This window comes from Embleya sp. NPDC050154, from assembly GCF_044460165.1.
Lineage (GTDB): Bacteria > Actinomycetota > Actinomycetes > Streptomycetales > Streptomycetaceae > Embleya.
The window spans coordinates 62,380-75,756 of record NZ_JBITJP010000002.1 but is presented as its reverse complement, the minus strand read 5'-3'; the positions used below and the strand labels follow the sequence as shown (position 1 = coordinate 75,756).

11 protein-coding genes and 1 tRNA gene are annotated in these 13,377 nt (G+C 70.6%); 7 read left to right on the top strand and 5 right to left on the bottom strand.

The window, feature by feature from the left end; translation table 11 throughout:
* Window positions 1-40: 40 nt before the first annotated feature.
* A complete protein-coding gene (locus ACIBSV_RS04125; RefSeq protein ID WP_395859386.1) occupies window positions 41-460 on the top strand; it encodes a DUF4259 domain-containing protein in 420 nt (139 codons plus the stop codon).
* A gap of 222 nt (window positions 461-682) precedes the next feature.
* Here ACIBSV_RS04125 and ACIBSV_RS04120 read toward each other — a convergent pair.
* Window positions 683-766: transfer RNA gene (locus tag ACIBSV_RS04120), tRNA-Leu, on the bottom strand.
* 223 nt (window positions 767-989) lie between these two features.
* Window positions 990-1,946 (bottom strand): NAD-dependent epimerase/dehydratase family protein, encoded by a 957-nt coding sequence (locus ACIBSV_RS04115; RefSeq protein WP_395859385.1) that lies wholly within the window; start codon window positions 1,944-1,946, stop codon window positions 990-992.
* Window positions 1,947-2,050: 104 nt separating this feature from the next.
* On the opposite strand from ACIBSV_RS04115, the gene ACIBSV_RS04110 reads away from it, so the two are divergent.
* Both ACIBSV_RS04110 and ACIBSV_RS04105 read left to right on the top strand, forming a co-directional pair.
* Entirely contained in the window at window positions 2,051-2,260 is a 210-nt protein-coding gene (locus ACIBSV_RS04110) for a helix-turn-helix domain-containing protein (protein WP_026218136.1), read from the top strand.
* A complete protein-coding gene (locus ACIBSV_RS04105) occupies window positions 2,260-2,832 on the top strand; it encodes a Clp protease N-terminal domain-containing protein (protein WP_395859384.1) in 573 nt (190 codons plus the stop codon). Before ACIBSV_RS04110 ends, ACIBSV_RS04105 begins: the two co-directional genes overlap by 1 nt.
* 879 nt (window positions 2,833-3,711) lie before the next feature.
* On the opposite strand, the gene ACIBSV_RS04100 is transcribed toward ACIBSV_RS04105, so the two are convergent.
* The 3 genes from ACIBSV_RS04100 to ACIBSV_RS04090 all read right to left on the bottom strand — a co-directional run bounded on the left by ACIBSV_RS04100 (window position 3,712) and on the right by ACIBSV_RS04090 (window position 8,080).
* Entirely contained in the window at window positions 3,712-6,219 is a 2,508-nt protein-coding gene (locus tag ACIBSV_RS04100) for a Tex family protein (protein ID WP_395859893.1), read from the bottom strand.
* 145 nt (window positions 6,220-6,364) lie between these two features.
* On the bottom strand, window positions 6,365-7,396 hold the full coding sequence (locus tag ACIBSV_RS04095) for a hypothetical protein (protein WP_395859383.1): 1,032 nt from the start codon (window positions 7,394-7,396) through the stop codon (window positions 6,365-6,367).
* 138 nt (window positions 7,397-7,534) lie between these two features.
* Window positions 7,535-8,080: an Lrp/AsnC family transcriptional regulator gene (locus ACIBSV_RS04090; RefSeq protein WP_395859381.1), complete on the bottom strand. Its 546-nt coding sequence runs from the start codon at window positions 8,078-8,080 to the stop codon at window positions 7,535-7,537.
* A 200-nt stretch (window positions 8,081-8,280) separates the two neighbouring features.
* Between ACIBSV_RS04090 and hppD the strand changes: the two genes are divergently transcribed.
* From hppD to fahA, 4 genes are all read left to right on the top strand, one after another.
* Window positions 8,281-9,360 carry a 4-hydroxyphenylpyruvate dioxygenase gene (gene hppD, locus ACIBSV_RS04085; protein ID WP_395859891.1) on the top strand — a complete coding sequence of 360 codons (1,080 nt, stop codon included), beginning with the start codon at window positions 8,281-8,283 and terminating at the stop codon, window positions 9,358-9,360.
* An 87-nt stretch (window positions 9,361-9,447) separates the two neighbouring features.
* The gene (locus ACIBSV_RS04080) at window positions 9,448-10,650 is read left to right on the top strand and encodes a homogentisate 1,2-dioxygenase (protein WP_395859380.1); all 1,203 of its coding nucleotides are present in this window, start codon (window positions 9,448-9,450) and stop codon (window positions 10,648-10,650) included.
* Complete coding sequence (locus tag ACIBSV_RS04075) at window positions 10,647-11,519, top strand: hypothetical protein (RefSeq protein ID WP_395859379.1); 873 nt, start codon at window positions 10,647-10,649, stop codon at window positions 11,517-11,519. Before ACIBSV_RS04080 ends, ACIBSV_RS04075 begins: the two co-directional genes overlap by 4 nt.
* A 24-nt stretch (window positions 11,520-11,543) precedes the next feature.
* Complete coding sequence (gene fahA / locus ACIBSV_RS04070; RefSeq protein WP_395859378.1) at window positions 11,544-12,764, top strand: fumarylacetoacetase; 1,221 nt, start codon at window positions 11,544-11,546, stop codon at window positions 12,762-12,764.
* The last annotated feature ends 613 nt before the right edge of the window (window positions 12,765-13,377 follow it).

The window sequence follows — 13,377 nt, the reverse complement described above, 5'->3', positions numbered from 1 at the left end:
CGCGTCGGTCGGCACGGGCATCCGCAGGAGGGCGTCGGACATGGACTTCCAGGGCGTCGGCCCGTTCGACTCGGACGCGGCTGCGGATTTCATCCGAGACCTGTACGACACGGACACCGACGGACGCCTCAGGGTGATCGAGACGGTATTGCGCACAGGGGCCGACCCCGGCGACGACTTCCTGGACAGTCACGAGGCTGAGGCGGCCATCGTCGCCGCCGCGATCGTGCGGACGTTCCGGACCGCGGAAGCCGAGGTCGTGATCCCGGAGCCGATCGCGTTTCTCGGCTCGGGCGGGCTTCCGCCGATTCCCGAGAAGCTCACCCCGCTCGCTGCGCGCGCGCTCGAACGGGCGCTGGCGGCGGACTCAGAGCTGAACGAGATGTGGGCCGCGACCGCGAACCATCAGTCGTGGAGAGCCGCTGTCCTCGCGCTGCGCCGCGAGCTCACGGAGGCATGACCCCGTCGCGGACCGACTTATTCCTCGGACGTTCGCCGGCACGGCCTCATCAGCCCCAGAGGCGCGAGCAGGTCCTCGTCGCGCAATCCGCTCCGGCACTTCACGTCCCCGGCCCGCGTGCCAGGGCGAATAGGCGCTGAAACGCCGAGATCCCGCGCGAACTAATGGTTCGTACGGGATCTCGTCAATTACTCTCGGGCTACCTCAAGAACAGCCCGTCTGTGTCCGAGGGGGGACTTGAACCCCCAAGCCCTTTCGGGCACTAGCACCTCAAGCTAGCGCGTCTGCCAATTCCGCCACCCGGACCGGGTGGTCTCCGCTGGTGTTTCGTGCGGCGACGTGGAGAACCATATCAAAGATCCGGAGGGGAATCGGACCGGGATGGGTGGGGCTGACCTGGGGGGTTGGCCTGGGTTGGCGCGGTGCGTGGTTCGGTGGTGGGGGAGGTCCGGGGCCGGGGTGGTTTGGTTGCCGGGCCTGGCTGGGGTGGATTGGGGGCGGGGTGGATTGGTGGGGTTGGTGGGGTGGGTCAGGGCCCGTTGAGTAGGTGGGCTTCCTGGGTTGGGGTCAGGCCCTGGGGCAGTGGGGGTTCGCCTCGGGAGCGGTCCCAGGCGAGGACGTCGGCGGCGGTGATCGACAGCGGCGTGGTCGGGAGGCCGGCGGCGCGGGCTCGGGTGGCGCTGCGTTGGCGAGCGGGCCATTGGGGCTCGGGGGTGACCAGGGGGAAGGGGCCGGGGACCGCGTCGGGGGAGATGGGGACGATTTCCACCTCGGTGCCGGCGGCCCGGGCGCAGGTGTGGATCAGGTCGCCCAGGGTGGTGGGTTCGGCGGGGCCTACGGCGTGGAAGGCGCCGGGGCGGTTGTCGATCAGGAGTCGGTTGACCAGGCGGGCCAGGTCGCGGGAGTCGACCACTTGGATCGGCTGTTCGGGTCGGCCCGGCAGAGCGACGCGGCCGCCGCGGGCGGCTCGGCGGCTCCAGTACGTGAAGGTTTCCTGTACGTCGTGAGGGCCGGCGACCTTGCCCGGGCGCACGATGGTGGCGCGGTCGCCGTAGCGGGCGAGTACGTCGTCCTCGCAGGCGACCTTGCAGGGGCCGTAGGTGTCGTTGTCGAGTACCTCGGTGTCGCGGACGGGTGCGCGGCGAGGGGTGTCCTCGTCCGAGCCGGGGCCGACTCCGGACTGTACGTAGACGGCGTGGCTGGAGACGAACAGGTAGCGGCCGACCCGGTCGCCGAGCACTGCCATCGCCTGCCCGACGTGGCGCGGTACGTATCCGCTGACGTCCACCACCGCGTCCCACTCGCCGTCGCGCAGCGCGGTGTAGTCGCCGGTGTCGCGGTCGCCGATCCGTCGGGCGGCCTGCGGGAAGAGGTCGGTGCCGGTTCTGCCTCGGCCGAACAGGGTTACCTCGGCGCCCCGGGCCAGGGCGTCCTCGACGATCGCCCGGCCCACGAACGCGGTGCCCCCGAGCACAAGAATTCGCATGGTTCGCGACCGTATCGGGTCGTCGGGACGGGCGCGCCCGCATTCTCGATGTCGCATGTCAACTGTGGTTGACAGGCCCGAGATGTCAACGTAGGTTGACGGTCATGACCGAAGCAACCGACCTCGCCAGTCGTGCGGGGGACCGGGATCCACGGGTGGGCCTACGGGCCGTGGCCGCGCTGCGCCGGCTGCTCGAGCAGTTGGAGGCCGTGCAGGTGCGCAGTGCGCGTGTGCAGGGGTGGTCGTGGCAGGAGATCGCGGCCGAGCTCGGGGTGAGCCGCCAGGCGGTGCACAAGAAGCACGGGAGGAACTGATGTTCGAGAGGTTCACGGACAGTGCCCGGGGCGTCGTGTACGGGGCCATCGAGCATTCGCGGCGGGCGGGGGACGCCCGCGTGGAGGGGGAGCACATGCTCGCGGCGCTGCTGGACGCGCAGGGTACGCAGGCCTCGGTCGCGCTGGCGACGCTCGGGTTCGTGGCGAGTCGGGACGAGTTCGAACGCGGACTGGCCCGGGCCCGGCGGCGCGGCGGCATGTCGCAGGCCGACGAGGCCGCGCTCGCAGACCTGGGGATCGACGTGGGGGAGATCGTCGCGCGCGTCGAACAGGCGCACGGCGAGGGCGCGTTGGCGGTGGGCCGACGGCGGCGCCGACTGTGGCCGTTCGGTGGGCGTACTGGGCATGTCCCGTTCGCGCCCGGCGCCAAGAAGGTGCTGGAGCAGTCGCTGCGCGAGTCGGTGGCCCGCGGTCAGCGGCACATCGGCGACGAGCACATCCTGCTCGCGCTCACCGCCTGTTCGGGCGTGGTCGCGGACCTGCTCGCGGAACACGGCGTCACCCACACGGCGGTACTGCGGGCACTGGCGCCGACGGCACAGGCGGGCTGACCACGCCAACGGGCGATGGGGGACCGGGACGTCGTGGGCCGACCTCGACCTCGCCCTCGCCCGACGGCCGACCGGAGACGTAGCGGTACGCCCTCGCCCGACGAGCGGCGGCCCGGCCAACGCCGGTGGCCTGCGCCAAAACCCACACGCACCGGGCGGCCGGGCCCATCGAACGGATGCGAGCGGAGGGCCCGACCTGCCTGCCCGGTCCGGCGCAGCCCGCTGAGCCGAAGGGAGCCGGGGAGCGGGGGAGCCCAAGCCCAACCCGGGCTCATCTTCACCTGCCTACGTTCGGGTCGGGCGGGCCCTATCGCCCGGAGCGGAAGGTCCGCCCGGCCGGATCCGGTCAGCCCACCCGCCTCACTCGGTCCGAACCCGGACGCTGAGGCCAAGTCCCACGTGGATCCCATGCCGACCCGGCCGGGCCGAACCGCCGGCAGCGAAGGCCCGCCCGGGCGGGTTCGTTTCCGCTGGATCACTCCACCTGGCGCGGACGCGGCCCAGAAGCTCAGATCCTGACCGGCGCCACGCTCGCGCGGTCGCCTTCGCCCCGGAAGGGACCAACGGGCGGGAGCGAAAGGCTCGTTCGGTCTGCCCCGGGCCCGTCCGGCCCGCCCACCTCAGTCGGCCCGAACGCCGCCGCGAAGTTCAAGCCCAATCCGGGCTCATGCCGATGCGACCGCGTTCGGGCCAAACGGGCCTATCGGGCCGGAGCGAAGAGCCCGCCTGGCCCGGCCCGATGTTTTCAGCCCCGTGTGGTCCGAACGCGTACGGTCCGAAACGAGTACGGTCCGAACGCGGCCGGGAAGCCCGATTCCCACAGTCCCGCCCGGCCGCGATCACCGCCCTCATCCCACCGCCCTGCCCTACTTCACGTCCTCACTCGACCAAGCCGGCCCGCCGCAGCGCGTCCGCGATCGCGCCGCCGCCTCCGGCCGGGCCCTGCGGCCCTCGGCTCTGCTTCGGGGGAGTCGCGCGCCGGCCCTGGCCACCGCCCTGACCACTGCCCGAGCCGCCGCCTTGGCGCGCACCGCCCTGCCGCCCGTCACCCTGCCGGCCACCGCTCTGTCGCCCGTCGCCCTGAGGCCGACCCTCGCGAGCCCCGCGCTCCGGCCGAGGGCCGCGAGGGCCGCGGTCACCGCGGTCGCCCCGATCGCCACGCGCCCCGCGCTGCTCCGGTTCGTCCTCCAGCCGCAGTGTCAGCGAGATCCGCTTGCGCGGGATGTCCACGTCGAGCACCTTGACCCGGACCACGTCGCCCGACTTGACCACGTCGTGCGGATCGCTCACGAACGTCTTCGACATCGCCGAGACGTGTACGAGGCCGTCCTGGTGCACGCCGACGTCCACGAACGCGCCGAACGCGGCCACGTTGGTGACCACACCCTCCAGGAGCATGCCGGGTTGCAGGTCGGACAGCTTCTCGACGCCCTCCTTGAAGGTCGCCGTCTTGAACGCCGGCCGCGGGTCACGCCCCGGCTTCTCCAACTCGCGCAGGATGTCGGTCACCGTCGGCAGGCCGAACTTCTCGTCCGTGAACGCCTTCGGGTCCAGCGCGCGCAGCCTCGGCGCCGCGCCGATCAGGGTCCGGACGTCGCCACCCGCCGCCGCGGCGATCTTGCGGACGACCGGGTACGCCTCCGGGTGTACCGAGGACGCGTCCAGCGGGTCGTCCCCGGCCGGGATCCGCAGGAAGCCCGCCGCCTGCTCGAACGCCTTCGGGCCCAGTCGCGCGACGTTCTTCAGGTCGCGCCGGGTCTTGAACGGGCCGTTCGCGTCCCGGTGTTGCACGATGTTGTCGGCCAGCGTCGCGCCGATCCCGGACACCCGGGTGAGCAGCGGCGCGGACGCGGTGTTGACGTCCACGCCGACCGCGTTCACGCAGTCCTCGACCACCGCGTCCAGCGAGCGGGACAACTTCAATTCGGACAGGTCGTGCTGGTACTGGCCGACGCCGATCGACTTCGGGTCGATCTTGACCAACTCGGCCAGCGGGTCCTGGAGTCGGCGGGCGATGGAGACCGCGCCGCGCAACGACACGTCCAGGTCCGGGAGTTCCTGCGAGGCGAAGGCCGAGGCGCTGTACACCGACGCGCCCGCCTCGGACACCATCACCTTGGTCAGGCCCAACTCGGGGTGCTTCGAGATCAGTTCGGCTGCCAGCTTGTCCGTCTCGCGGGATGCGGTGCCGTTGCCGATCGCGATCAGGTCCACCCGGTGCGCGGCGGCCAGTTTGGCGAGGGTGGCGATCGACTCGTCCCAGCGGCGGCGCGGCTCGTGCGGGTAGATCGTCTCGGTGGCGACCACCTTGCCGGTGTCGTCGGTCACCGCGACCTTGACCCCGGTGCGCAGGCCCGGGTCCAGGCCCATCGTGGCGCGGGTGCCGGCCGGCGCGGCGAGCAGCAGGTCGCGCAGGTTGGCCGCGAACACCCGGACCGCCTCGTCCTCGGCCTCCTGCCGCAGCCGACCGCGCAGGTCGATGCCCAGGTGCACCAGGATCCGGGTACGCCAGGCCCAGCGCACGGTGTCCGCGAGCCACTTGTCGGCCGGACGGTCGCGGTTGACGATGCCGAACGCGTGCGCGATCGAGCGCTCGTAGTCGGTCGGGCCGTCGACCTCCTCGTCCGTCGAGGGCGCCAGGGTCAGGTCGAGTACGTCCTCCTTCTCGCCCCGGAACATGGCCAGGATCCGGTGCGAGGGCAGCCGGGTGAACGGCTCGGCGAAGTCGAAGTAGTCGGCGAACTTGGCCCCGGCCTCCTCCTTGTCCTCGCGCACCTTGGCCACCACGCGCCCGCGCGTCCACATCCGCTCGCGCAGCGCGCCGATCAGGTCGGCGTCCTCGGCGAACCGCTCGACCAGGATCGAGCGCGCGCCGTCCAACGCCGCCTGCGCGTCCGCGACACCCTTGTCCGCGTCGACGAATGCCTCCGCCGCGGCGGCCGGGTCGCGCGAGGGGTCGGCCAGCAGGCCGAGCGCGAGGGGTTCCAGACCGGCCTCGCGGGCGATCTGCGCCTTGGTCCGCCGCTTCGTCTTGTACGGGAGGTAGATGTCCTCCAGCCGGGCCTTGGAGTCCGCCGCCAGGATCTGCGCCCGCAGCGGGTCGTCCAACTTGCCCTGCGCCTCGATCGCGGCGAGCACGGCGGTACGGCGCTCCTCCAGCTCCCGCAGGTAGCGCAGGCGTTCCTCCAGGTTGCGCAACTGCGTGTCGTCCAGGGTCCCGGTCACCTCCTTGCGGTACCGGGCGATGAACGGCACGGTGGCCCCGCCGTCGAGCAACTCGACCGCCGCTCTGACCTGCCCCTCCCGAACCCCGAGCTCCTCGGCGATCCGCCGATGCACATCCTGCTGCGCACCCTGCTCCGAACCCTGCTGCCCCGACACCGACATCGTCACGTCCCGATCCACCTCATCACCAAGCCTGCCCCCGGCATTCTCTCGGGCCACACCCCCGGTTGTCGCCCTGCCCCACCGAGGGCGCCCACACGAGGCGCGGCCGCTCGACCGACGGCAGAGCCGTATGGCGGATCCTGATTCACTCCGACCATCGTCTGCGCATCTCGGTGCGCACGCTTTCTTGCGCCGGGATTCGGTCGAACGTTCCGGTCGCGGTTCGGTAGACACAATCAATGCCGTATCGATGCAGGTATTCCACATCGGCAGACGCTGGACGGTCGGGAAAGAGGGCGGTCAACCGACGCGCCGGTTCGGGGCTGTACGGCGCGTAGTCGAGTAACTGACTCAGCGCCTGGCGTACCCATTTCGGCCCTGACTCGCCCTTGGCCTCGATGATCTCGGAACCGTCAGTATGTACAACGTAGAGATCCGTGATGCCTGCCCGGCAGCTGTATCTGTGGCCGGTACCCACGTCGATGAATGCGCGGTACGCCCCGAGGAGGGCCGACTCCTTGCGCTCGGCGACGCGAAACCCGGCAGCCTGCGAATAGCGGGCGTGCGGTACCAAGTGGCGCTCGCCAGGCAGAAGTCGGGTGGCCTGCCCGCGTGTCGTGCCCGGACCGTGCAGGTTCGGTGCGAGCTCCACGATCAGCTGCTCCGACCTGGTCTCGATCAGGAACTCGTCGAGAACTCGTCGGGCCTTCGGGTCTTCTGCCCTGACTACGATCTGTCCGGGAAATGTGTGCTTCTCGTTGTAGTCCAGGACGCGGCACAGGTCCGGGTACGGGATTTCCGTGCGCTCGAATCCGACGAGGCTGTAGACCGTGTGCCAGCTGGTGCCCTCCGCGTGGGGCGGCCACAGGTGGTCGGCGAAACCGCGATTTCGGAAAATATGTCCGATTTCGCCGATTGCGCGGACTATCTTCTCGCCTGTGAAGAGCACGACGTCGCCGGTCTTCACGTGCTCCATCTTCTTGTCGTGCGCGGGCTGAGCACCCCAGAAGCGCGCCTTGCCTTCGGGATGGAGCAGGGATAGGTCGGCTTTCTGGGACTCCGTCAGCAGGTTGTCCACCGCGAGTTCGGTGAACGAGACGGGCTCCGCCAGGGTCGAAGCCCAATGGGTTCTTGATTCCTTGCTCCCGTATGACGGTGCGATGACGACTGCGGGCAAGGTGCTGCTCCTTGGCAGTGGGGGCAGTGTCGAGCGGCCGATCGTTCGTTTCTACCAACCGGAGCGGACATCGCGATGCGGTCTGCGGTCCGTGTGCGGTCTCGATCTGCGTCGGCCGGGTGTTCGGAGACCGCGATGTCACGCGTTCGCGCTCGGCGGGTTCTCCCGTAGAGACGGGACGCGGCTGGGGCGGCGGCGTTCCTGGGCTTCGAGGAGGGGGAGGGTGCGCATCGGGACTACCTCGGACAAGACGATGACGCTGGTGGAGCGGACCACCTCGGGGATGCGGTTGATGTCGATCAGGATCTGTTGCAGGTCCTGATTCGAGGTGGCGGCGATCCGGCAGTGCACGTCGCCGATGCCGGTCGTCCCGTACGCCTCCAGCACCTGTGGGACCGCGCTCAGCGCGGTGGCCACGCCGGACAGGCCGCCCTGGGCGATCTCCAGTGTGACGAAGGCCAGAACCGGGTACCCGGCGGCGACCAGATCGACCTCGGGGCCGTAGCCGGTGATCACCCCCGCCGCCTCCATCCGCTCCAGGCGGGCCTGGACCGTGGCGCGGGAGACACCGATCACCCGGGACAGTTCCAACATGCCCGCCCGCGGGTGTTGTCGGCCGGCCCGGATGAGACGCACGTCCAATTCGTCGAGCGTGCTGCGCGAATCCTGTAGATCATCCCGCATATGGGCCGCCCATCTAGGCAAATTGCATAGCTCGCAGATCGAACCTTGTCAGATGTTGCATTCGGAAGTGTACTTCCGGCATCCGTTCCTTTCCGAGGGGATCGCGCGTCATGAGCACCTTCACCACCCTTGAAGACACCGACGCCCTCGTCGGCGCCGTCGAGCACGACCCGGCGGGAGACCCCTTCCCGGTCGTCGCGATGGACCATGTTCGTTTCTTCGTCGGCAACGCCAAGCAGGCCGCGCACTACTACTCGACGGCGTTCGGGATGACCTGCGTCGCCTATCGCGGTCCCGAGACCGGGAGCCGCGACGTCGCCGAGTACGTGCTCGTGTCCGGCAAGGCACGTTTCCGCATCACCGGCGAGGTTCACGCCGGCACCGAGGTCGGCGTCGCGACCGCCGCCCACGGTGACGGTGTGTCCGACATCGCCATCGAGGTTCCCGACGTCGACAAGGCCATCGCCTTCGCCCGGGAGAACGGCGCGACCGTGCTGGTCGAGCCGCACGACGACACCGACGAGCACGGCACGGTGCGTACCGCGGTGCTGGCCACGTACGGCCAGACCCGGCACACGCTGGTGGACCGGTCCGGCTACAAGGGCCCGTTCCTGCCCGGCTTCGTCGCCGCCGAGCCGCTGTTCCGCGGCAAGCCCGCCGCCCACCCCAAGCGCTACTTCCAGGCCATCGACCACTGCGTGGGCAACGTCGAGCTCGGCCGGATGGACGAGTGGGTCGCCTTCTACAACCGCGTCATGGGCTTCACCAACATGAAGGAGTTCGTCGGCGACGACATCGCCACCGAGTACTCCGCGCTGATGTCCAAGGTGGTCACCAGCGGCAACCACCGGGTGAAGTTCCCGCTGAACGAGCCCGCCGTCAGCCGCAAGAAGTCGCAGATCGACGAGTACCTCGAGTTCTACGGCGGCCCCGGCGTCCAGCACATCGCGCTGGCCACCGGCGACATCGTGGCCTCGGTGCGCGCGATGGCCGAGATGGGCGTCGAGTTCCTGTCCACCCCGGACAGCTACTACGACACGCTCGGGGAATGGGCCGGCGAGACCCGGGTACCGGTCGAGACGTTGCGCGAACTGAAGATCCTGGTCGACCGCGACGAGGACGGCTACCTGCTCCAGATCTTCACCAAGCCCGTGCAGGACCGGCCGACGGTGTTCTTCGAGCTGATCGAGCGGCACGGTTCGCTCGGATTCGGCAAGGGGAACTTCAAGGCGCTGTTCGAGGCGATCGAGCGCGAGCAGGAGCGCCGCGGCAACCTCTAGGCCGCAGGGCCGGCCGTCGCGTACGGCGGCGGCCGGCAGGACACGGGCCGACAGGGCAGCGGGAGCGGACGGAGGAGTCGGGCAGTCATGGCGTACTACCGCAGCGTGGGCGAGGTGCCGCCGAAGCGGCACACCCAGCACCGCCGCCCGGACGGCGGCCTGTACTACGAGGAGCTGATGGGCGAGGAGGGCTTCACCTCCGACTCCTCGCTCCTCTACCACCGCGCGATCCCGTCGGCGATCGCCGACGCGAGCGTGTGGGAGGTCCCCGACCAGAGCGTCACCGCCAACCACCCGCTCAAGCCGCGCCACCTCAAGCTGCACGAGCTGTTCGCGGACAACGAGTGGAAGGCCGTCGACGCGGTCACCGGTCGGCGGCTGGTGCTGGGCAACGGCGACGTACGGATCTCCTACGTGGTCGCGGGCAGCCCTTCCCCGCTGTACCGCAACGCGCTCGGTGACGAGTGCGTGTACATCGAGTCCGGCTCCGGAACGGTGGAGACCGTGTTCGGCGCGCTCACCGTCGGCCCCGGCGACTACGTGATCCTGCCGCGTGCCACCACCCACCGGTGGGTGCCCGGCACCGAGGAGCCGCTGCGCGCGTACTGCATCGAGGCCAACTCGCACATCACGCCCGCCAAGCGCTACCTCTCCCGATTCGGCCAACTGCTCGAGCACGCGCCGTTCTGCGAGCGCGACCTGTGCGGGCCGGTCCAACCACTGCTGGCCGAGGGCACGGACGTCGAGGTGCTGGTCAAGCACCGCGGCCTGGGCGGCGAGATCACCGGCACCCGCTACGTCTACCCCACCCACCCGTTCGACGTGGTCGGCTGGGACGGGTGCCTGTACCCGTACGTGTTCAACATCTCCGACTTCGAGCCGATCACCGGCCGGATCCACCAACCGCCGCCCGCGCACCAGGTGTTCGAGGGGCAGGGGTTCGTGATCTGCAACTTCGTGCCGCGCAAGGTGGACTACCACCCGCTGTCGATCCCGGTGCCGTACTACCACTCCAACGTGGACTCGGACGAGGTCATGTTCTACTGCGGCGGCAACTACGAGGCCCGCAAGGGGTCCGGGATCGGCCAAGGATCGATCTCGCTGCACCCGGGCGGGCACGCGCACGGGCCGCAGCCCGGCGCCTACGAGCGCAGCATCGGCATCGAGTTCTTCGACGAGCTCGCGGTCATGGTGGACACCTTCAGCCCGCTGGGTGTCGGCGAGGGCGGCATCGCGAGCGAGGATCCGGGTTACGCGTGGACCTGGGCCGGGAAGGCGCCCGGACCATGAGCGCATCCACCGAGGCACCCGAGACCCTGCACCACGCGTTGTTCACCGGACTGTGGGACGACGCCGCGTTGTTCCCACCCGGCAACGCCCCGATGGCCGAGGCGGTGCCCGCGCACCGGGTGTACCGCGTCGAGTGGTTCGCGCCGTTCGTGCGCAACTTCCTGGTCGGTGCGGCACACGTGCCCGACCTGCTCGCGCTCGCCGATTCCGGCGAGCCGCTGCGTGTGGTGCTCGTGGCTCCCGGCGGCCCCGCCTCGGTGGGTCCCGCCGTACGCACCATCCTGAGCGCCCCCGGGTTGTTCCTGGAGGGCATCGAGGTCGCCGGCGACGGTGAGATCGGCAAGGCGGTCGCGGCGCTGCACGAACACCTGCCGGAGATGACGGCGGGCTACGTCGAGGTCCTCAAGGGCGCGGGCCTGGACGCAGACCTGGACAATCTCGCCGGCACGTACGGGCGGCCCAAGTTCCGCACCGGCGGTACCGCCGCGCACGCGTTCCCGGACGAGGCCGAGTTGGCCGCGTTCGTGTACGCGTGCCGGATCCGCGAACTGCCGTTCAAGGTCACGGCCGGGCTGCACAACGCCGTGCGGCACACCGACCCGACCACGGGTTTCGAGCACCACGGGTACCTCAACCTGATGCTCGCCACCCACCACGCCGTCGCCGGCGCCGAACCGGACGCGCTCGCCGACCTGCTGGCGATCCGCGACAGCGCCGAACTCACCCGGATGGCGCACGACCTGACCCTGACCGAGCGCACCCGCCTGCGTGGCTACCTGACCTCGTACGGCACCTGTAGCGTCGCCGAGCCGCTCCAGGACGCACTCACCCTGGGTCTGCTCGGCGAACCCCCGCACCAGCGCGACTGATCCGATCGAGGAGCCCGACGTCTCATGCCCACCACCTGGGTCCCGCTGCCGACCGACACGGTGTACGGCATCGACAACCTGCCCTACGGCGTGTTCGCCACCGACCGCGAGCCGGACCGGCCGCGGGTCGGGGTGGCGATCGGCGACTTCGTGCTGGACGCCGGCGCGGCGGCGCACGCGGTCGGGGCGCCGGCCGATGTGCTGGACGCGCCGAGCCTGACCGAGTTGATGGCGGCCGGCCGGGCGACCTGGACCGCGGTACGCGCCGCGCTCACCACCTGGCTGACCGACCCCGAGCTGCGGGCGAACATCGAACCGCACCTGATCCCGCGTCGGGAAGTGGTGCTGCGGCTGCCGTTCGAGGTCGCGGACTACGTCGACTTCTACGCCTCCGAGCACCACGCGAGCAACCTCGGTCGGATCTTCCGGCCCGGCTCCGAGCCGTTGACCCCGAACTGGAAGCACCTGCCCATCGGCTACCACGGCCGCGCGGGCACCGTGGTGGTCTCGCACACGCCGATCGTGCGCCCCAGCGGGCAGCGCAAGGCGCCCACCGACGCGGTGCCCTCGTTCGGGCCCACCCGCCGACTGGACATCGAGGCCGAGGTCGGCTTCGTGGTCGGCGCCGGCTCCGAACTCGGCACGCCGGTCGGGCTCGCCGACTTCGCCGACCACGTGTTCGGCGTGTGCCTGGTCAACGACTGGTCCGCCCGGGACATCCAGGCCTGGGAGTACGTTCCGCTCGGCCCGTTCCTGGGCAAGTCGTTCGCCACCTCGGTGTCGCCGTGGATCGTCCCCCTCGAAGCACTCGGCGTCGCACGCGTGGCACCCCCCGCGCGCGACGTCGAGCCACTGCCCTACCTGGACGACCGCGCCGGCGAACCGTGGGGCCTGGACCTGGCCCTGGAGGTCCGGCTCAACGGCCACCTGATCTCCCGGCCGCCGTTCGCGGCGATGTACTGGACGGCCGCGCAGCAGCTCGCGCACATGACCGTCAACGGCGCGGCGCTGCGCCCGGGCGACCTGTTCGCCTCCGGTACGGTCAGCGGCCCCGAGGCCGACCAGCGCGGCGCGCTGATCGAGATCACCTGGAACGGCGAGAACCCCCTCAAACTCCCGGACGGGTCCACCCGGACCTATCTGGAGGACGGCGACGAGGTCACGATCACCGCTACCGCCCCCGGTCCGAACGGCACTCGTATCGGATTCGGCGAGGTAAGCGGGCGAATCCTGGCAGCGCGCTGACCTGATGCCGGCTCCCGCAGCTTGCGGGAGCCGGCATATCGCCGGAGGCGGACGGTCCGGGGCCAAGGGTCCGGGGCCAACGGTCCGCGGCGGACGCGTCGAGGCGATCGGTCCGAGGCGGACGGTTCGAGGCGCAGACCGAGGCGGACCCCAGGGGCGACCGCGCGAGGCCGCCTTCCGACGCCCACGCTGACGGCATCGTTCCGCGCGTCGGCGAAGCCCTGCCGCTCGGCGATCGAGCGTGCCCCCACATCCGCACGACCGACGGACGGTACCTCCGCGCCCACCGCGATCGCGACGGAATACGCGTTGCACGGCGATCGGATCACCGGGCCGGCCGACCGTCCGAAAACGATCGCCCGCGGACTCTCGGACTCCGATTGCTCGCGGACTCGCGGACTCGCGGACCCTCGGACTCGCCTGCCCGCGGACTCGCGGGCACTCGTTCCGGGACTCCCCGACGTCCACCGTCGCCGTGTGAGCGGCCTCCGGGCCTCCGGCAGGTCGCGCGTCCCGGCGGCTCGTACGGCCCGCCACACGAGGCCGTGGCGGCCTCGTGGGCCTCGATCGCGACGCAAACCAACGGCCGATCCACCGGCCCGCACCCGACGCC